Source organism: Phragmitibacter flavus (assembly GCF_005780165.1).
Classification (GTDB): Bacteria; Verrucomicrobiota; Verrucomicrobiia; order Verrucomicrobiales; family Verrucomicrobiaceae; genus Phragmitibacter; species Phragmitibacter flavus.
Genome location: NZ_VAUV01000006.1, coordinates 14,299 through 36,016 on the forward strand (window position 1 = coordinate 14,299; position 21,718 = coordinate 36,016).

At 58.5% G+C, this 21,718-nt stretch carries 13 protein-coding genes; 10 read left to right on the forward strand and 3 right to left on the reverse strand.

Annotated features, from left to right (window positions below; genetic code table 11):
- Positions 1-116: 116 nt before the first annotated feature.
- The 8 genes from FEM03_RS08455 to FEM03_RS08490 all read left to right on the forward strand — a co-directional run bounded on the left by FEM03_RS08455 (position 117) and on the right by FEM03_RS08490 (position 12,722).
- Entirely contained in the window at positions 117-3,023 is a 2,907-nt protein-coding gene (locus FEM03_RS08455) for a DUF1553 domain-containing protein (protein WP_138085773.1), read from the forward strand.
- 52 nt (positions 3,024-3,075) lie between these two features.
- Entirely contained in the window at positions 3,076-4,485 is a 1,410-nt protein-coding gene (locus tag FEM03_RS08460) for a DUF1501 domain-containing protein (RefSeq protein ID WP_138085774.1), read from the forward strand.
- A gap of 431 nt (positions 4,486-4,916) precedes the next feature.
- The gene (locus tag FEM03_RS08465) at positions 4,917-5,594 is read left to right on the forward strand and encodes a response regulator transcription factor (protein ID WP_138085775.1); all 678 of its coding nucleotides are present in this window, start codon (positions 4,917-4,919) and stop codon (positions 5,592-5,594) included.
- Positions 5,591-6,967: a sensor histidine kinase gene (locus tag FEM03_RS08470; protein WP_138085776.1), complete on the forward strand. Its 1,377-nt coding sequence runs from the start codon at positions 5,591-5,593 to the stop codon at positions 6,965-6,967. Before FEM03_RS08465 ends, FEM03_RS08470 begins: the two co-directional genes overlap by 4 nt.
- Positions 6,968-7,015: 48 nt before the next feature.
- Positions 7,016-9,706: a PSD1 and planctomycete cytochrome C domain-containing protein gene (locus FEM03_RS08475; protein WP_138085777.1), complete on the forward strand. Its 2,691-nt coding sequence runs from the start codon at positions 7,016-7,018 to the stop codon at positions 9,704-9,706.
- A gap of 18 nt (positions 9,707-9,724) precedes the next feature.
- Complete coding sequence (locus tag FEM03_RS08480; RefSeq protein WP_138085778.1) at positions 9,725-11,125, forward strand: DUF1501 domain-containing protein; 1,401 nt, start codon at positions 9,725-9,727, stop codon at positions 11,123-11,125.
- 408 nt (positions 11,126-11,533) lie between these two features.
- Entirely contained in the window at positions 11,534-12,208 is a 675-nt protein-coding gene (locus tag FEM03_RS08485) for a DUF1573 domain-containing protein (protein WP_138085779.1), read from the forward strand.
- A gap of 58 nt (positions 12,209-12,266) precedes the next feature.
- Positions 12,267-12,722 carry a rhodanese-like domain-containing protein gene (locus FEM03_RS08490; RefSeq protein WP_138085780.1) on the forward strand — a complete coding sequence of 152 codons (456 nt, stop codon included), beginning with the start codon at positions 12,267-12,269 and terminating at the stop codon, positions 12,720-12,722.
- A gap of 11 nt (positions 12,723-12,733) precedes the next feature.
- Here FEM03_RS08490 and FEM03_RS08495 read toward each other — a convergent pair whose 3' ends face one another.
- From FEM03_RS08495 to FEM03_RS08505, 3 genes are all read right to left on the reverse strand, one after another.
- Positions 12,734-15,379: a WD40 repeat domain-containing serine/threonine protein kinase gene (locus FEM03_RS08495; protein WP_138085781.1), complete on the reverse strand. Its 2,646-nt coding sequence runs from the start codon at positions 15,377-15,379 to the stop codon at positions 12,734-12,736.
- A gap of 379 nt (positions 15,380-15,758) precedes the next feature.
- Positions 15,759-18,236: a bifunctional serine/threonine-protein kinase/formylglycine-generating enzyme family protein gene (locus tag FEM03_RS08500; protein ID WP_138085782.1), complete on the reverse strand. Its 2,478-nt coding sequence runs from the start codon at positions 18,234-18,236 to the stop codon at positions 15,759-15,761.
- A gap of 107 nt (positions 18,237-18,343) precedes the next feature.
- Positions 18,344-19,024, reverse strand: coding sequence for an RNA polymerase sigma factor (locus FEM03_RS08505; protein ID WP_240772715.1), 681 nt, complete (start codon positions 19,022-19,024; stop codon positions 18,344-18,346).
- A 157-nt stretch (positions 19,025-19,181) separates the two neighbouring features.
- Here FEM03_RS08505 and FEM03_RS08510 point away from each other — a divergent pair, with 157 nt between their 5' ends.
- Entirely contained in the window at positions 19,182-19,703 is a 522-nt protein-coding gene (locus tag FEM03_RS08510) for a dihydrofolate reductase (protein WP_138085784.1), read from the forward strand.
- Positions 19,679-21,709 carry a prolyl oligopeptidase family serine peptidase gene (locus tag FEM03_RS08515; RefSeq protein WP_138085785.1) on the forward strand — a complete coding sequence of 677 codons (2,031 nt, stop codon included), beginning with the start codon at positions 19,679-19,681 and terminating at the stop codon, positions 21,707-21,709. Before FEM03_RS08510 ends, FEM03_RS08515 begins: the two co-directional genes overlap by 25 nt.
- Positions 21,710-21,718 lie beyond the last annotated feature (9 nt).

Sequence of the window (21,718 nt, forward strand, 5' to 3'; positions counted from 1 at the left end):
GTCAAACCCCAACCCTCACGCGAAATTCCGACCTCTTTCACCGTATCCCCTTCCACTGGTAATTTTCGAATGTCCAAAATCCCCACAATCGGACTAAACTGGATACCCACGCCTGCATGAATCCGCCCCTCATCCGCTTTCTCCTGTCACTGGTCCTTGCCTTGTTTGCCAGCAACCTGGCGGCATCTGCACCCGACCCCACCGAGTTCTTTGAGAAAAAAGTTCGCCCCATTCTTATCGAACGCTGCTTCGAATGCCATTCCAACACCGCCAAAATCAAAGGCGGACTCGCTCTCGACAGCAAACACGACTGGACCACCGGCGGCGACACCGGCCCCGCCATCATCCCCGGCCAGCCCGAAGAAAGCCTCCTCATCCAAGCCATCACCTGGAGCGATCTCGACCTCCAGATGCCCCCCAAAAAGAAACTCTCTGACTCCGAAATCCACATTCTCACCACCTGGATTGCCAATGGAGCCCACGATCCCCGCGAAAGCTCCGCCTCCTCCACCCCACGGCCCACCATGGCCACCACTGTTGAACAAGGCCGGCAATTCTGGTCCTACACCCCCATCCAAAACCCGGATCTCCCCAAAGTCGCCGACCCCAGCTGGCCAAGCCATCCCATCGACCACTTCATCCTCGCCAAACTCGAACAAAACCACCTCACCCCCGCCCCCGACGCCGCCCCCGAAGTCCTCGTCCGCCGCCTCGCCTACAATCTCATCGGCCTCCCCCCCACCCCCACCCAAATCGATCAATTCACCAAGCACGCAAGCACCGACCGACCCGCCGCCATCCTTGCCCTCATCGACGAACTGATGGCCTCCCCCCACTTCGGCGAAAAATGGGCCCGCCACTGGCTCGACATCCCCCGCTTCGCCGAATCCAGCGGCGGCGGACGCACCCTCCTCTTCAAAGACGCCTGGCGCTACCGCGACTACATCATCCACGCCTTCAACCACGACCGCCCCCTCGACCAGCTCATCCGCGAACACATCGCCGGCGACCTTCTTCCCGCCACCACTCCCGACGACCGCACCCGCAACCTCATCGCCACCGGCTTCCTCGCCCTCGGCCCCACCATCTACGAAGAACAGGACAAACAACAGCTCCGCTTCGACATCATCGACGAACAACTCGACACCCTCGGCAAAGCCTTCCTCGGCCAGACCATCAGTTGCGCCCGCTGTCACGACCACAAATTCGACCCCATCACCCACGCCGACTACTACGCCCTCGCCGGTATCTTCGCCTCCACCCGCACCCTCGCCGACTATAAGGCAAACGTCGCCACCTGGGTCACCACTCCCCTTCCCCTCGCCCCCGACCAGGAAAAACACCACCACGATCTCGAAACCCGCTATACCACCCTCGAAAAAACTCTCAAACAAAACAAAAACCAGCTCGCCAAGCTCAAAGACCAAACCACCGGCCTCGCCTTCAAAACCAACCAGCCCATCCCCCTCAAGGAAGTCCCCGGCATCGTCCTCGACGACTCCCAAGCCCAGGCCAACGGCGATTGGAAACACTCCCGCTATTCCTCCCACTACTTCGGCGAAGGTTATCTTCACGACCAAAACACCGGCAAAGGCAGCAAAACCCTCACCTTCACCCCCAAACTCCCCGCCTCCGGCCGTTACGAAATCCGCCTCGCCTACACCCCCCAACATGACCGCGCCAAAAACGTTCCCATCCACATCTTCCATGCCCTCGGCGACCAGACCATCCACGTCGACCAAACCCAAACCCCCGACATCGAAAACCGCTTCGTCTCGCTCGGCACCTTCACCTTCGAAAAAGACGGCGACGCCTACCTGATCATCTCCAACGAAGGCACCGAAGGTTTTGTCACCGTCGACCTCCTCCAGTTTCTCCCCGAAGGCAGCAGCGACCAACTCGCCGCCAAACCCACCGACAAACAAAAGGGCAAATCGCAGGTCAATATCGCCCTTCGCGACCTTCAAAAACAAATCAAAGAGCAGGAGTCCGCCCTAAAGGAACTCAAGGCCACGCGCTCCCTTCGTCCCGTCGCCATGACCGTTCGCGAAGAAGACACCATCGCCCCCACACAAATCCGCATACGCGGCGACGTCCACCAGCCCGGTCCCACCGTCCCCCGTGGATTCCTAAGTGTCGTCACCCCACAAAACCCGCCCATTCCCGACCACCAAAGCGGTCGCCTCGAACTCGCCGAATGGCTCACCAATCCGCAAAACCCCCTGACTGCCCGCGTGCTCGTCAACCGCATCTGGCACGCCCTCTTCGGAGCCGGACTCGTCCGCACCACCGATAACTTCGGCACCACCGGCGACGCCCCCAGCCATCCCGAACTCCTCGACTACCTCGCCCAACAGCTCGTTCAAAACCAGTGGAGCACCAAAACCCTCATCCGCCAGATCCTCACCACCCGCACCTGGCAGCTCGCCCACGGCACCCAACCTTCCGATCCCGACAACCGCCTTCTTTCCCACGCCCATCGCCGACGTCTCGACGCCGAACCCATCCGCGACACCATCCTCATCGCCGCCAACACCCTCGACCCCAAAATCGGCGGCACCAACATCGAAGGTGCCTCCGAAACCGACGCCGCCTCAGAATCCGCCTCCAACATCGAATACCACTACCAGTTCAACGACACCCGACGCAGCATCTACACTCCCGCCTTCCGCAACAACCGGCTCGAGATCTTCGAGATCTTCGACTTCGGCGACATCAACACCGCCCAAGGCCAGCGACAAACCAGCACCGTCGCCCCCCAGGCCCTCTACTTCCTTAACAACCCCTTCGTCCTCCAACAATCCCAGCAAGCCGCCCAACACGCCCTCACCAACCCGTCCACGCCCACCGACGAAAAACGACTCGACCACGCCTTCCTCACCACCCTCAGCCGGCTCCCCACCGCCACCGAACGCGACCACTGCCAGCACTTCCTCGACTCCTCCACCCTCCCCGACGAACAGACTTGGGCCGCCCTCTACCAATCCCTCTTCGGCTCCCTCGACTTCCGCTACCTCGACTAATTTCACTTCCGACTTCCGACTTCCCACCTCCCACTTCCCACTTCCGACTTCCATGATCACTCGTCGTTCCCTCCTTCAACGCACCGGCTGCGGCTTCGGCTCCCTCGCCCTCGCCGGACTCGCCAACGCCAGTTCCCAAAACTCCTCCGCCGCCACCCAAACTCACGCGCACTTTCCGCCCAAGGCAAAACGCATCATCTTCCTCTTCATGGCCGGCGGCGTTAGTCATGTCGACAGCTTCGACCACAAACCCCACCTTTACCAAGCCGACGGCCAGATGCTCGACTTCGCCGATCAACGCGCCATCAAACGCGGCGGCACCGGAGCCAACCGACGCGTCATGAAACCCCTCTGGGAATTCAAACAACGCGGCCAAAGCGGCCTCTGGGCCTCCGACCTCTTCCCCAACATTGCCTCCAAACACATGGACGACCTCTGCGTCATCTGCTCCATGCACACCGAAGGCGTCGCCCACGGACCCGCCACCCTCTTCATGCACACCGGAGCCGCCAACTTCGTCCGTCCCTCCATGGGCTCCTGGCTTCTTTACGGACTCGGCACTGAAAACCAAAACCTCCCCGGCTTCGTCAGCATCGGCCCCTCCCTCGGCAACGGCGGACCCCGCAACCACGGCAGCGCCTTTCTTCCCGCCATCCACCAGGGCACCCCCATCGGACGCGCCGGCGTCAGCGCCCACGACCTCAGCTTCCGCAACATTCACTCCGCTCGCGACCTCCCCAGCGCCCGCCAGCAATTCGAACTTCAGCAAGCCCTCAACCTCGGCCAGCTCAGCGCCAAACCCGGCGATCCCGAACTCGAAGCCCTCGTCAACAGCTACGAACTCGCCTGGCGCATGCAAACCAACGCCCCCGGGGTCGTCGACCTCACCCGCGAAACCCAAGCCACCCTCAATCTTTACGGCGTCGATCAAAAACCCACCGACGATTTTGCCCGCAAGTGCCTTATGGCCCGTCAACTCAGCGAAGCCGGCGTCCGTTTTGTGCAGGTCAACTACAACACCAACAGCTCCAGCAATCCCGCTTGGGATCAGCACAGCGACATGCCCAAACACGCCGAGCACGCCGCCGCCGTCGACCAACCCATCGCCGCCCTCCTCACCGACCTCAAAGCCCGCGGCCTCCTTGAAGACACCATCGTCTGGTGGGGCGGCGAATTCGGCCGAACTCCCTACGCCGAAAACAACGGCACCGGTCGCGACCACAACCCCAGCGGTTTCACCATGTGGCTTGCCGGTGGCGGATTCAAACCTGGCCACGCCCACGGCAACACCGACGAGTTTGGTCATTACGCCATCGAAGACAAAGTCCACATGCACGATCTCCATGCCACCCTGCTTCATCAAATGGGCCTCGACCACGAGCGCCTCACCTACCGCTACGATGGCCGCGACTTCCGGCTCACCGATGTGCATGGTCATGTGGTCAAAGAAATCATCGCCTAACTCCACGCCTCAGTCACTCGTCCTCGACATGAGGCACTTCGCTGAAACAATCAACTTCCAAGTCAGCTAAAACCCCCTGAGCCGGATCTTCCTCCTACTCCTACTCTTCCTCCTACTCCCGACACAGCGGACCGGAAACTGACTCGCTACCAAAAAATGACCGTTTCTACCCGCACAGCTCTGGTCATGCGCGGCTTTCGAGGACGAGTAGGAGAACGAGGACGAGGACGATCCCTCCAGCACCCCGATCAAACATTCGGTCCCTTCAAGAGTCCAAGATCTTTCGAGTGCGGAGTAAGAGTAGGAGGAAGAGTAGGAGGAAGAGTAAGAGGAAGAGTAGGAGGAAGAGTAGGAGGAAGAGTAAGATTTCCCACCCTTGACCCCCATCCCCCCCACATCGAAGCTATCTCATCCCCCCAACCTGACCCATCATGCGCATCCTCCTCGTCGAAGACGCCGCCTCCATTCGCAAACCAGTCGTAAGGGCACTCAAAGCGTCGGGATTTGCCGTGGACTCTACCGGTGACGGCGTGGAGGGCTGGCAGATGGCGCAAGATCATGATTATGACGTGATCATTCTCGACATCATGTTGCCTGGCATGGATGGACTTGAAATTCTGCGCCGGCTTCGAACCTCTGGAAATGAAACCCCTGTGTTATTCCTTACGGCCAAGGATGCCATCGAGGATCGCGTTGCGGGTTTGCGACTTGGTGCGGATGACTACCTAACAAAATCTTTTGCCGTCGAAGAACTGCTTGCCCGGGTTGATGCGTTGGGGCGCAGAAAGTATGCGAAGCGTTCTCCCCTGCTTGTTGCAGGCGATCTGGAGCTCGACCAGGCAGCGAAAAAAGTCCGCCGCGCTGGGCGCGAACTGAACCTTACGCCGCAGCTTTTCTCACTGTTGGAGTATCTGCTTTTGCGAAAGGGGCATGTCGTCTCACGCACAGAAATTGAGGAACACATTTACGATGAACTGGCTTCTCCCATGAGCAATGTGGTCGACACGGCGGTATGTGCTTTGCGTCGCGCCATTGCGCTTTCCGATGAGAGCGAACCGATTATCCATACACGTCGCGGGATGGGTTATGTGATTCCCGAATCCCCATGAGAAGCATCCGAGCTCAACTTCTTCAATGGCTGCTGCCCGGCATCGTTTTTGTGTGCGTCATCGCCAGCGCGGGGATGTATTATTCGGCAAAGCAGGCCATGGATGCGGATCTCGACGCCCAACTTGGCAGACTGGCGGGCTCAGCGCGACTGGCCCTGCGCAATCAGACGACCATCGACCTCGGCGGCGCACGTGTCCCGGCTTTGAGAGCTTTCCTCGCCAAGGAAGAATTTCAACAGCCAGGCCAGTATTTTGAATTGTGGTCATCTGCAGGAAAGCCGGAACGCCGGTCGCTAAATCTGGGCAAAGCGGATCTGCCTCGACCATCCGAATTGACACGCGACGGCACCCGTTATGACGCTCAACTGGAAAACGGTGAACGGGTTCGCGTCATCGCGATGCAATATCCCCAAAGCACCAACAATGAGCCACTGGATTTTGCGGTCGCTTTAAGCCGAAGCGAGGGGGAATCTCGCTTGTCCCGGTTGTTGGCGGATCTGATCATTGGGGGTGTGGTGTGCTGCGCCATGCTTTGCCTGCTGCTGATACTGGCGCTGCGTTATGCCTTGCGCCCGCTGGAGCGCGTTGGCGAGCAGGCTGCAGCAATGGGGGCCAATTCACTGCATGAGCGATTTGCCACGGAAGCCATTCCATCGGAGATCGCGCCCATTGTCACGCGATTGAATGATCTGATGTCGAGACTTGAACAAGGTTTCGAACGCGAGCGAAGGTTCAGCAGCGATCTGGCTCACGAATTACGCACGCCACTTGCCGCAATCCGAACCACCAGTGAAGTGGCCGCCAAGTGGCCGGATCAGTCGTCACTAGATGACTTTCATGACATCACCAAGGCTGCCACGCATTTGCAGCAAACTGTCGATAGCCTGCTGCTGCTTTCACGCATCGACATGGCCTCCGCCAACGTCAGCCTCCAATCCGTCGTTCTGCGCCCGCTGATTGAAGAATGTGTCTCCCTTCACACACCCCGCGCCCAACAACGCGACCTCACCTTCAACCTGCAACTGGATGCCGCATCCGACATAGAAACCGATCCAAGTCTGTTGCGCATCATCGCCAGCAATCTAATTGCCAACGCTACCGAATATGCTCCGCATGGATCCGAGATTGTCATCATCGCAACCAACGACCATCCCATCCTGCGCATCGAAAATCTCGCCCCCGACCTCACCCCTGAAGACATCCCCCGCCTGTTCGACCGCCTTTGGCGAAAAGACGCCACGCGCAACGACAGCTCCCATTCTGGCCTGGGCCTGTCCATAGCATCGAGCGGTGCCCAAGCTCTCGGATGCACCCTCCACGCAGAACTGCTCGAGACCGGCACCCTCCAAATTTCGCTATTTCCCGAAAAATAATCGTCCCATCTCATCTTCCGCTCATGTTTGAAATGCAAAGATGGCGGCATGAACCTGTTCTCCGCCTTTTTCTCAGGCTTCACCGTCCTCGCAGTGACCGCTGCCCAAGCAGCAGCAGAACCTGGCGCGAGCCCTGAAGGCATTGCGTTCTTCGAAAGTAAAATCCGCCCGGTGCTCATCGACAAATGCTACCAATGCCATTCCGCCGAGGCCGACAAAAACAAAGGCGGACTCACTCTCGATACCCGCGAAGGTTCACTCCATGGTGGCGAAAATGGACCCGCCGTCGTGCCGGGCGATCTTGTGGCAAGTTTGCTCATCGAAGCCATCCGCTATCACAACAAAGACTCGGCCATGCCGCCGGAAAAGTCGGGTGGAAAACTGCCGGACAATGTCATCAAGGACTTTGAAAAATGGGTGCAACTTGGCGCACCAGATCCACGCGACGGAGCCCTGAACCTTACGAAAAAATCGAATCCCGAAGCAGCAAAGGAATGGTGGGCATGGCAACCTCCAAAGATCTGGCCTGTGCCCACAGTCAAAGACACCGCCTGGCCAAGGAATGACATCGACCGTTATCTTCTCTCATCACTTGAAGAAAAGAATCTCAAACCGGTTAATGATGCCGACAGACTGACGCTATTGAGGCGGGTTACCTTCGACCTCACCGGATTGCCGCCAACACCGCAGGAAGTCACCGCATTTTTCAAAGACACATCTCCCGATGCGTTTAAAAAAGTGGTCGACCGTCTGCTCGATTCCCATCACTTCGGCGAAAGATGGGGCCGTCACTGGCTCGATGTCAGCCGCTACGCGGAAAGCACAGGCAAGGACATCAATCTTGCCTATCCGCATGCATGGAGATACCGCGATTATGTCATTGCTGCCTTCAACAGCGACAAGCCTTATGATCAGTTCCTGCGCGAACAACTCGCTGGCGATCTCCTGCCAGCAAAAGACGACAAGAAGCGCGCCGAACAGCTGGTTGCCACAGGCTTTCTGGCCATGGGCACCAAGAGTGTCAATGAAGCCAATCCCCGCCAGTTTGCGCTGGACTTGGCCGATGAACAAATCGATACCGTTTCGCAGGCCATCCTCGGCGTCACTGCTGCCTGCGCGCGCTGCCATGACCACAAATTCGATCCGATTTCGCAGAAGGAATATTCTGCCATGGCGGGCATTTTCCTCTCGACCGATACCCGTTATGGAACCTTTTTCGCCGCTCAAAATCGCAGCGCTGCTGATCTGATCGAACTGCCGAAAGGGGCCGATGCACCCGTGTTCCCACTTGTCCTGTCCCCGCAGGAGCGAGAGAAAAAGCAGGCCGATCTCGAAGGCTATCTTCAGCAGGCCAATGACATGGCTTCCGCGACTTTTGGTCAGTCTTCGCGCAGTTCCCGATCCAGTCGCCAGCCGCGAAATCAGCAAATGCTGCTGTTGCTGCGCATGAATCAAATCGGCCTGCTGGAGACCGAATTAAAATCCTTCGATGAAAGCGGCAAGATGCGTCCTCTCGCCATGGGTGTGCTGGATCAGCCAGTCCGACGCGAGGAAACCGGCACGCGCACGCGAGAAACACCCCGCTATGCCTCCAGCACGCCAGAGCAGGCCATTGCCTCACGCTTTCTGGAAAGAGATGGGCGTTTTTCCAGGCCACCTGAGTTCAAGATCATTACGGATTCGCCAATCTATGCCCGCGGCGAGGTGAGCCAGCCAGGAGAGAAAGTTCCTCGGGGATTTCTGTCGGCGCTCACGCACCAGACTCCGCCCGTGATTCCCGCAACCAGCAGTGGACGACGCGAACTGGCGGAATGGATGCTGGCAGAAAGCCATCCATTGACCGCACGTGTCATGGCCAATCGTGTCTGGCAACACCTGTTTGGACAAGGCCTCGTCAACACGCCTGATAATTTTGGAACCACGGGCAGCCAGCCCAGCAATTTGGCACTGCTCGACACCCTGGCCATCAAGTTTCGCGAAGGTGGCTGGTCGGTAAAAAATCTTATCCGAGGGATCGTCAACAGCCGCGCTTATCAACTCTCCTCGACCTATGACGAAACGAACTTTGCCGCCGATCCGGAAAACTCCCAAATCTGGCGAATGAACAAGCGACGGCTCGATGCCGAATCCATCCGTGACGCCACCCTGGCCATTTCTGGACAACTGGACCTTCGCCCACCAATCGGCTCTCCCATTGCCATGCGCGGCAACGGTCCCATTGGCGAATTTAGGCAGTTTCCCAACGCGGGAATTGCCGAGGAGTTACTTGTCGAAGCAGGCACCCGCACCAATGCCCGTTCCGTCTATCTTCCAATCGCCCGGGACATGCTGCCTGATGCGCTTGCCGTGTTCGACTTTGCCGAGCCTGGTTTTGTGAATGGCAGCCGCGAGGTCACCAATGTGCCGGAACAAGCACTCTACATGCTGAATTCTCCCACTCTCGCAACCGCCGCTCAAAAGCTTTCGGAACGGGTGCTAACTGCCTATCCGACCAGCGCAACCATTGATGCGCCTGCCACCCTCGCTCAGCGCGTCCAGCATGCCTACGGTCTCGTCTTTGCTCGAGTTCCCAGCGAAGCAGAACGCCAAGCTGCTTTCAACTTCTTCGCCAAGTTTCCCACTGCCTCCTCGGAGGATGGGCATCAGGGATCAACTACCATCACCGAAGGCAGCGCAGCCGCCTGGACTTCCTTCTGCCGTGCCCTCTTTGCGAGTGCCGAATTCCGCTACCTTAACTAAACCACTTTCTTTATTGATATGAATTTCTCCGCCTCCCCTGATCCTCGCTCGCCCCACTTTGGTCGTCGTGAAATGTTAAAATCCCTTTCCAGCGGCTTTGGTTATCTGGCCTTTGCAGGTCTTGCCACCCAAGCTTCGCAAGCCGCCGCTCCACCACGCGAAGGCCCGCTTGCACCCAAAGCGTCGCACTTCCCGGCGCGTGCGAAACACGTGATTTTCCTCTGCATGCGCGGTGGTCCATCCCATGTGGACACGTTCGATTACAAACCGAAACTCAGCGCCGACAGTGGCGCTGCGGGGCAACGACCTGGAACCAAGCTGCTGGGTTCAAAATGGAACTTCGCCCAGCACGGGCAAAGCGGGCTATGGATTTCCGAACTCTTCCCCAATGTCGCAAATCATGCCGATGATCTTTGTGTGTTGCGCTCCATGCAAACCGATCTGCCTTCTCATCCGCAGGCTTTTCTTCAAATGCACACCGGCTCCTTTCAGTTCGTGCGACCATCTCTCGGCGCATGGACGCTTTATGGTCTCGGCACTGAAAACGAAAATCTTCCCGGCTTTGTGACCCTCACTCCACCAGGTGCTTCTGGCGGGGCGCAAAACTACGGCTCCTCATTTCTTCCTGCGATCTATCAAGGCACCCGCCTCGGAACCGATACCCGTCCCATCGCTGGCGCTCAAATCCGCAACCTCAAATCACCGCTCAACAGCGAAGTTCAAAGGGCTGAACTCGACTTGGTGCAGACACTGAATCGCGAATCCTTGCGACGGGACCAATTCAATCCTGCCGTCGAAGGCGTGATCGAGAGCTATGAACTGGCGTTCCGCATGCAGAAGGAGATGCCGCAGGTGATGGATATCGAAGGCGAGAGCGCCGCGACGAAAAAACTCTACGGTCTCGAAAACACCAGCACCGCTGACTTCGGGCGCAAATGCCTGCTGGCGCGCCGTTTTGTCGAAGCAGGCGTCCGTTTTGTGGAAATTTCCCACGGAGACTGGGATCAACATTTTAATCTCACCAGCGCGCTCGGAGCCAACTGTCGTTCCGTGGATCAACCCATTGCCGCGCTGCTCACGGATCTCAAGGAGCGCGGGTTGCTCAAAGATACCCTGGTCATCTGGGGTGGCGAGTTTGGCCGAACCCCCCACGCGCAGGGTGGTGATGGCCGCGATCACAACAACAAAGCCTTCACCATGTGGATGGCCGGAGGTGGTGTCAAAGGCGGCTTCGCGCACGGCATGACCGATGATTATGGTTATGAAGCCATCGACAACAAAATGCATGTCCATGATCTCCATGCCACCATTCTGCATCTGCTGGGTCTTGATCACGAAAAACTCACCTATCGTTACGCTGGACGCGACTTCCGGCTCACCGATGTGCATGGTCATGTGGTCAAAGAAATCATCGCCTAAAAGATCTCTCCGACCCCACGCCTCAGTGTTTCGTCCTCGTCCTCCTACTCGAACTCGTCCTCGACACCCGCCGCTCCGCTGAAACGATAAATTCCCAAGTCAGCACACACCCCCTGAGCCGGATCTTCCTCCTACTCCTACTCTTCCTCCTACTCCCCGCCCAACGGATCGGAAACTGACTCGCTGCCAAACGAGGCAGCGGTCCAAAGCGCACACCTCTGGTCATGCGCGGCTTTCGAGGACGAGTAGGAGAACGAGGACGAGGACGATTCCCGCCAACACCCCGATCAAACATTCGGCCCCCTCAAGAGTCCAAGATCCTTCGAGTGGGGAGTAAGAGGAAGAGTAGGAGGACGATTAAGATTTCCCAACCTTGACCCCCAACCCCCAATCCCAGATAATCACCCCATGCGGCACCTCCTCCCTACCCTCATCACCCTTTTCCTCTCCATCCCGCTCCACGCCGGACTCGTCTTCGACCAAAATCCCCTCGAACTCAAACCCGGTCCCGCTGACGAAGTGGTCGAAGCCAAATTCACCTTTCACAACGGCGGCGACAAACCCATCACCATCACCGGTCTCGACAGCAACTGCTCCTGCCTCGAAGCCAACATGGACAAAGCCACCTACCAGCCCGGCGAAAAAGGCTCCGGCACCGCCACCTTCAAAGTCAGCACCTTCGTCGGCAAACACGAAAAATCTCTGCGCATCAGCACCAACGACCCCAAAGAGCCCGAACAAACCCTCACCACCATCATCGACATTCCCGTCATCGTCGACGTCCAGCCCAAAACCCTCCAGTGGGTCCTCGGCGAAGCCCCCACCGCCAAATCGGTCGACATCACCATTGCCGGACCCGATCCCGTCCACATCAAAAACGTCACCGCCACCCGCGACAACGTCACCTTCACCCTCGAAGAAGTCGAACCCGGCCGCAAATACCGCATCAACCTGCAGCCCAAAGACACCGAAACCGTCACCATCGGCGCCCTGCGCATTGAAACCGACAGCCAATACAAACGCCACACCCGCCAGCTCGCCTTCTTCAACATCGTCCGCCCCTCACAAACCTCTAAAAAGTGAACCCCTCACCCAAGACCCAATCATAAATCCCAAATCATCAATCATAAATCCCTCCCCCATGCGCACCATTGCTGAAGCCACACTCATCGTCCTTCTCACCCTGGTCGCCGCCACCGCCACCCACCACTTCCACCCCCGCGCCCCGGCGTGGCACCTCATCGACGAACCGCTTCTCGACGACGAAGTCACCCTCGCCTCCATCACCCAACAATGGAACAACGACGTCCTGTGGATCGACGCCCGTCCCCGCAGCGACTACGAAACCGCCCACATTCCCGGTGCCCTCCTGCTCAATGAACAGGAAGCCAATGACCTCCTCTTCGACTACTTTGAAACCCTCCAGGACAACACCAAACCCATCGTCATCTACTGCGGTTCCGAAGCCTGTCAGGCCAGTCGCAAAATGAAAGACTACCTCCGCGAACGCCTTCCCACCGCCGACATCTATCTCCTCAAAGGCGGCTGGAAAAGCTGGACCACAAGCCAGTCTTCACCGGCAACTCCCCAACCTTAGTTCGGTTCAATTCAATTCTGGCCAACACCGCCGCTCATCGAACCACGCCGCACCACCTCCTCCTGCACCAATCGCGCACGAGCCAAGGCCATCGGCTCCCCAGCTTCGCGGGTCCTCACCATTTCACCGATCACGGCCAGTTGCCGATTCCGCTCCGCCGCCAGAATTTTCCCTGGTTCCTCGCGCAGTTTTGCAGATTGCGTCAGATAAATCCCAAAAAGCCCCTTCAAGCTTTCCGGCCAGCCCACCGCCGCCTGTGCAGGTGCCCGCAATTTGTTCGTCACCCGCGAGATTTCGCCCAAGTAAGCCTCACGTGCCGTCCCGCGCAAACTCGGCACCGCCCGCTGCAGCGCCGCCAGGTATTTCGCCTCCAGATCCGCCAGCGCCAGCGCCGGATTTGCCGACCCCGCCTTCGCCAAAGCAGACGCCCACTCGCCCGCCAGCGAACTCCGCAACGACGCCAAATCAGGATCAAACACCTCCAACTTTTCAAATTCGCGCCGCGCCCGCACCAACCGACCTGCCTCTGACTCCAAATCCCCCAACTTCGGCAACCGCCACACATGCAATGCAAAATCCCCATCCTTCTGCGGCGGCGATCCCCAGCGCATGCCCCCGCCCGACAGCAGCCACTGCTCGTCCGCACTCACCGCCACATGCGACGTGCAAAATGTCTCCGACTCCATCCGGAACACCTCTTTGCCCGTCATCACCTCCCAAATCCGGATCGTCTTGTCCTGCGCACTGCTCAGCAAAAACCGCCCCCCTTCAAGAAATTGCATCGACTCCACCATCCCCTCGTGTCCCACGCACGAAGCCACATCCCGGTCTGACTCCACATCCACCACCAACAGCCGGTTCCCCTGCGTGAAAGCCACCAAAGCCCCATCCTTCGAAACCGCCACCCGCGACGGCACCATCGGCCGCGCCTGCAAGCGCTTCAACGGAGCCGCCTCCTGCAAATCGCCCATCCACAATTCCATGCTGATCCCCTGCTGATCCCTTCCGCCCCCCACCGTAAAAAATCTCTGCGCCTTGCCGCCACCCGGAGCCAATGCCAGCGCATTCACAATCTTGCCCCACTTGTCCAACACCGCCCGCCGCTTTCCCCCGTCCTGCCACGGCCACGCCCGCAACGAAGCCCCCATTTCCGTGCAGGCACTCAGCAACCACCGGCCATCCTCCGAAAACGCCAGACCCGTCACCTCCCGACCCGATGACGCCGTCTGATTCACCAGCTCCCCCGACGTCGCATCCCAAACCCTCAACATCTGGTGACCGCTCCCTGCCGCCACAAACTTCCCATCCGGCGACACCGCCACCCGCTGCATGCCATTTTCAAATGGACCAAACTTCAAAATCGTCACCCCCCTCACCACATCCCAAATCCGCACCGTGCCATCCGAACTCGACGTCGCCGCCCGACGCTGATCCGGAAAAATCGCCACTCCGGTGATCACATCCTCATGACCTTCCTGCATCTGCGAAACATGTCCGGCTGGCACCTTCGCCAGCTCAAGCGTCTCCTCAGGCACCACCTCCGCAACCACCGTCCCTGTCGCGACCTGATCCCCTTCCAGCACCTCACCCAGTTTGGTTGAAATCGAATCCACCATGTCCCGCACGCCCCCCCCCGTCGACAGCATTTTCTCCACCGCCATGATTCCCGGCACCGGCTTGGGTTGCTTCGCCTGCTCCTGCTGCCACCACAACCACGCCGCCAATCCCGCCAGCATCACGATCGAACTCAACACCAGCAACCCAAACCCACTTGATCTCTTCACCACCGGCGGCGGCCCCATGTCCATCAATCTCCCACTCGCCGTCCTCGGCAAATGCGCCTCCCGCCTCGGCGAAGTCGCCTTCAAAATCGCGGCCCGCATCTCCCGGACATCGCGAAACCGCTGATCCGGATTCTCATGAGTCGCCTTCTGCACCACCTCGTTCCAGGCCCCTCCATCCGGCAACAACGCACAGGTCTTGCGTCCGTCATGCCACGGCACCCGACCCGTCAGCATTTCAAAAATCACAATCCCCAGCGCATACACATCCGCCCGGTGATCCACCCTGCCCCCGTCCATGATCTCCGGCGCGACATAATCCGGCGTGCCCAATGCCACCTCATCCTCCTGCGCTGCCATCGGCCTCGACAACCCAAAATCCACCACCTTCACCCGACCTTCCTGATTGATCAAGATGTTCGAAGGCTTGATGTCCCGATGCAGAATCCCATGCTCATGCGCAAAAATCAGCGCGTCACAAAGCTGCAACGCAATCGACTTCACCTTCGGCACCGTCAACCGGTTCAGTCGGATGATGTTGTGCAACGTGTCCCCATCCACGAATTCCATCACCAAATAGAACCATCCATCATCCGTCACCCCAAAATCGTGCACTGCCGCAATGTTGTTGTGCGTCAACCGCGCCATCGACCGCGCTTCCCGCGTCATGTGACCCGCAAAATCCACCTCCCCCTCCGGCATCGGCGGCAGCACCTTCACCGCCACATGTCGTTCCAACGAAGCCTGTCGCGCCAGATACACCGCCCCCATTCCTCCTTGCGCGATAAAATCGCAGACCTCATAGCGCGGCAGCATCGCCGCCAGCTCGGCAAGCGAGGGCGGTTCAAAAGAATCCGGCTGTTGGGCAGATGCCATCGGTGAAAAATAGAGGATTTCGCCCCACGAATTTACCGCCCATCGCAAAAATAAGGAATGACAAACTGCGCCACCTCTCTGCAATCGCACCTTTTTCTCCTCCCCTTACTCCTACTCTTCCTCCTACTCCCCACTAAAACCATCATCTCTTCTAAGAATCACCAAACGATTCGGTGATACCTCTTCAGACTCGTCCTCGTCCTCGTTCTCCTACTCGTCCTCGATAGCCACGCATCGCCAGCCGACACGTCTTCAAACCCAAAAAATCTCCACCAGCCGATCATCATTCGTCATTCGAAGCCCCCAAACCCAGCCACGTCCACTGCTCGAGGACGAGTAGGAGAACGAGAACGAGGACGATTACCTCCACCTTCCCCCTCTACTGCTCCTCAGGACGCGAAAACACCCCATCCTGACTCAGCACCACACGAAATCCCACCTCATCCATCCTCGCCCCTTGCGGCACCGCCCGACGATGCGACGACAGCAATTCCTCGCGCTTCCGACTCTTCCAACTCCCACCCCTCACCACTCCCTGCGTCCGCAACTTCTCGTCCGTGCCGCCAAATTCACCAGTCACCCACTCCGCCACATTGCCCGACAAATCAAAGAACCCATACAAATTGCTCGGAAACGACCCCGCCGGAGCCAGTCCCGCAAAATTGTCCTGCAAATTCTCCAACGCATCCTTCGAGTTCGCCTTCCGCGCCGCCGTCAAATCCCAAACATTCCCCTCCGCCCTTGGCGGCGGCCAGCTGAAACCCCAAGGATAAATTCCCTCCACCCGATTGCTCCGCTCCGCAGGAGACTCCCCACGCTCCCTCGGCAAATTCGCCGCCATGCTCCACTCGTCATCCGTCGGCAATCGGTAGGACTGACCCTCGTCAATCAATCCACGCGACCGCTCCACCGACGTCAGCCAGCGGCAAAACGCCTCCGCATCCCTGCGCGAAACCTGCGTCATCGGCAGATTGGTCTCCCTGCCGAATTCCACCATGGGCGGATTCGAAATCGGAATGCGCCTCAAAAATGCCCCGAAATCCGCCCGGCGCACCTCTTTCGCCGACATCAGCACCGACCCGAGCGGCACAAAATCCATGCCCAACGTGTTTTTCCACTCCTTGCCAAACGACACCGCATCCGTCGGACGCAACTTCGCCTCCAGTTTCAACTGCCCGTTCGCCTTCACCTGCCCCTTCACCGTCTCCCTCAAAAAGCCCGGCAGATTCAGCACATAGCTCACCTGCCCCTCCCGCACCCTCAGCAGCGTCAACGGCGTCCGTCCCAAAACCTCATCATTCAACGACACTTCGGCATCCGACGGCGAACTCGCCACCACCACCTGACCATAAAGCACCTTCGTTACCTCCAGTCGCACCGCCGACCAACCTTCCCGCGTGCCTGGCTTGCTTTTCACCGCATTATCCGGCTTCCAGCGATACTCAAAATCCCCGCTCAACGCCCCCGCCTCCCGATCCTGACGCGTCAGCCAGCGACAAAATTCCTCGGCATCCGCCTTTGGAACAATCACCGCATAATCCGGCTTGCCACCCTTCGGAAAATTGGCCACCACCTCCCCTTCAAAAGGCCTCAAAGAGTCCTCCAAAAATCGCGTGAACAACGTCAGATGCACCGGCTTGTCCGCCACATGCCGATCCCCACGCCAGCTGAACTTCATGTCCTCATGATTCAACCACATGCGCCCCGGATTCGGCAGCTTCGCTTTCGCTCTTTCCTCCGGCGTCAACTTCCGCTCCACCGGTGCCGCCACCACATAGGGCGGCTGCAGGTGAGACTTCACCAACGACAATCCCGTCCCGCACAACAGCGATCCCAGCACCAGTTTCGGCAGTCCGCTCCTCAACCTCTGACCCCACGTCACCGGCTTTGGCACCCCCACCTCCCGCAACGCCTCGGCAAAATCCGCCGCCGTCGCAAACCGATCCTTCACCTGCGGCGCACAAGCCTTGCAGATCACCGCATTCCACTCCCGCCACAACTTCCAGTCCGTCGACCCCAGATCATCCGGCACCTCGGGAAACTCCATGCGATCCTTACCGGAACTGATCTCATACAGCACCTTGCCGAGACTATAAATATCCGCCGAAAACGTCCCCGGTCCCTCCGGCGGCACAAACCCTTCCGTCCCCACAAACGTCCGCTCCCCATGCGCCGCCACCAACCCGATGTCCGCCAGCTTGCACGCGCCATCCACATAAATGATGTTGGAGGGTTTGATGTCTCGATGCGTCAGCCCGTAGCTGTGCATATACCCCAGCGCATCCGCCAGATGAATCCCCGTCTGCTTGCAAAGCTCGACATTCAACCGCCCCACCCGCTTGAAATCTGACGTCAGAGTGCGCGGCACATAACTTCCAATATCAATCCGCTGACCATTCTCCACGTCATCCGCCAGCTCCATCACGCAGTAATAAAACCCCGCCTTCTCATTCCAGCCCACGTGCAAAATGTTCACCAAGCCGCGATGCCCGCGTGAAATCGGCTCGAACTGCTTGATCCCCTCAAACTCGCGCTGAAACGTTTTTTCAAACTCAAAATCCTCCCGCCAAACCACCTTTACCGCCCGCATCGCCCCCGTGATCGTCTGCGCCAGCCACACCTCCCCATAAGCCCCCGAGCCAATCCTGCGGATCAACTTCAAATCTGCAATCGGGATGTCATCACGAATCGAGGGCGGATCCGCCGCTTTGTCTTTCTCCAGTTCCTTTTCCACCACTTGCCCCTGCTCTTGACCCCCAGGCTGACCCGGTGCCTGCCCCGGCTCTCCAACCTCCACACGCTCCTCCTCCGCTTCGCGGAAAAGTCCATCGTTGGGAGAGGAAGGCGCTGACGACATGGACAATAAAATACTCAACTCAAGCCTCTCAGATTACAATAAATCAATCGCTCCTGCCGGATCCGGTCATTTCACCCATCAACACCCAAAAAATCCCTCACCACCCCTCACAGCATGGTCGCCTCCAGCGCCTGCACCTCTTTCTTCACCAAGGCACCCACCCGATGCTTCGCCAGATAAACCTGCGCCGCGTTGATCCCCAGAACCTCCGCCGTTTTTTTCACCCCCCAGCCCTTCATCACATAACAATCAAAAATCTGATACTGCCTCGGCGACACCCGCGTCTTCACCCGCTCCAGCGCGGCAAAGGTGATGTTGTCCCGCCACTCCTTGTCCCAAACCTTTTCCAAAATGTTGTCTTTCTCATGCGAAAGCCGGTCCATCGCCAGGTTCGCATTTTCCGAATTCTCATCACCCTGATCTCCCAAAGACGGCTGCCGCTTGCGCGCCCGAAACACATCCAGAATCCGCCAGCGGGTCATCTGCAACAGCCACGCCTTGAAAGAACCCGCACGCGGATCATACTGACCCTTCTTCACCTGTCGCGCGATCGCAATGATCGTCTCCTGGACCACATCAAACGCCTCCTCCCGCGTCAAACCCGCCTTCGTTGCCACACTGAAAATCAGCCGCCAATACGTTTGATAAAACTCGTCCCAGACCTTCTGGTCCTCCCAGTTGTCCAGCTTTTCGATCAAACTCTTGCGCGTCTTCTCACACAGATTGCGCTGCCGACGTTCATCGGAAGGAGGCTTTTCAGTGCTGGGTTCGGCGGAGCTGCGCGGCATCCCCAAAGTCTCGTAAGACAACCCTTGAAACGCAAGAAAAAATTCACCCGCGACCATCTAAACTCCGGCACACATTCCCACCTCCTCCCACAGAAATCCGTTGCAAGCACCAACTCCCCGGCGTTCAAAGAACACCCGCCCGCCACTCCAAGCTCCCATGCCCAAACTCATCGCCATCGCCGCCATGGCCTCCAATCGCGTCATTGGCCGCGACGGAGATCTTCCCTGGCACCTGCCTGAAGACCTGAAATTCTTCAAACAAACCACCCAGGGCCATCCCGTGCTGATGGGTCGCAAGACCTTCGAATCGATCTTCCAGCGTCTCGGCAAACCGCTTCCCGGCCGCACCAACATCGTGCTCAGTCACACCATGCCGCCTCGCCAGGATGCCACCATCATCCGCACCTTCAACGAACTCGCTTCCCTCCCCGGACTCACCTCCCCTGTCATCTACCTCATCGGCGGCGCGCAACTCTACGACGCCCTCCTCCCGCAGTGCGACGAACTGCTGCTCACCTGCCTCGACCAACCCTACGAAGGCGACGCCTGGTTCCCCGCCTTCGAATCGCTCTTCCACCCCGCCGAAATCCTTCTGCAAGGCAACGGTTTCGAAATCCGTCGTTATCTCCGCACCCAATCATCATTCCCCACACCATGCGCCTCACCCTCCTCTCTCTGATCCTCATGCTCGGCACAGCGCTGGGCCAAACTCCTTCCCCAACTCCGGCTCCTGCCGTCCGTCCTATTCCCCCTCCCGGCATCGAAGTCCCCCAGGCTGACAAAGACACCCTTAAAAAAGGCCTCGAAGAACTCCAGCAACTCATCGACCAGGCACGCAAAGCCCAGGCCAAACACCCGCAGCTCAACGACCTGCTCCCTGACATCCAGATCTTCCACAAATCCGTCGACTGGGCCCTCGCCGGCAACGAATTTTTCAAACCCGAAGACATCAAAGCCGCCCACGAACAAATCGCCGAAGGCAAAAAACGTGCCCTCGCTTTCAAAGACGGTCAAAACCCATGGACTACCCAAAAAGGTTTCGTCGTCCGCGCCTATCAATCCAAAATCGACGGCTCCATTCAACCGTATGGCATGAGCATTCCCGCTAACTACAACGGAGCCAAGTCCCGACTCGACTTCTGGCTTCGTGGCCGTGCCGAAAAAGCCACCGAGCTCGGCTTCCTCGACGACCGCAGCAAACGCCCCGGTCCCATCAATCCCGCCAACGTCCTCGTTCTCCATCCCTACGGTCGCTACTGCTGCGCCAACAAAATGGCCGGCGAAACCGACCTCTTCGAAGCCTACGCCCACGCCAAAAAATTCTACCACTTCGACGAAAACCGGCTCAACATCCGCGGCTTCAGCATGGGCGGAGCCGCCACCTGGCAGTTCGCCACCCACTTCCCCTCCTTCTGGTGCGCCGCCACCCCCGGAGCCGGATTTTCTGAAACCCCCGAGTTCCTCAAACTCACCCCTGAACAACTCGCCGCCACCCCTTCGTATCAGAAAAAACTCTGGCACCTCTACAACGCCAGCGACTACGCCCTCAACCTCTCCAACGTCCCCACCATCGCCTACAGCGGAGAAATCGACGGACAAAAGCAGGCCGCCGACGTCATGTCGCGCGAAATGCAGAAGGAAAATCTCGATCTCCTTCACCTCATCGGACCAAAAACCGCCCACAAAATCCATCCCGACAGCCTCGCTGAAATCGAAAGCCGCCTCACCGACATCACCGCCAAAGGTCGCGACCGCGCCCCACGCAATCTCAGCTTCACCACCTTCTCCCTCCGTTACCATCAATCCCACTGGATCACTCTCGACGGCCTCAAGGAACACTGGCAACGCGCCCGCGTCGACGCCCAGATCCCGCACAACCTCAACACCGGCATCGACATCAAAACCGAAAACATCACTGCCCTAACCATTGACTTCGCCCCAGGCCAGTGCCCGCTCGACCTCTTCGTCGCGCCCACCATCATCATCGACGGCACCTCCCTCAAAGCCGGTCGCATCAAATCCGACCGCTCCTTCAAAGTGAGCCTCCAGCAGCGCGACGGCGTCTGGCAAAAAGCCGACATCACCTCGCCCGACACCACCCCCACCCTCAGCAAAAACCACGGCCTGCAAGGTCCCATCGATGACGCCTTCTGGAGCTCGTTCGTCTTCGTCACCCCCACCGGCCAGCCCACCCATCCCGCCCCCGGCGAATGGGTCACCAGCGAACTCCAGCGCGCCATCCGCGAATGGCGCAAACAGTTCCGTGGCGATGCCCCGCAGATTGCAGACACCGACCTCAAGGACGAACACATCGTCAACAGCAACCTCATCCTCTGGGGTGATCCTTCCAGCAACGCCATCATCAAAAAAATCGCGGACAAACTGCCCGTCAAATGGACCGAGAAAGGCATCGTCCTCAACGGCAAAACCTACGCCAAAGATCAGCACGTCCCCGTCGTCATCTTCCCCAACCCGCTCAACCCTGCTCGTTATGTGGTGCTCAACAGCAGCTTCACCTACCGGGAAGAAGACTATCTTAACAACGCCCGCCAGGTGCCAAAACTCCCCGATTGGGCCGTCGTCAATCTCAGCGAAAAACCCGATGCCACCAAGCCCGGCAAGATTGTCGATGCAGGCTTCTTCGATGAACAATGGAAGTATAAATCCGCCAACGAAAATCCCTGATTTCCACCT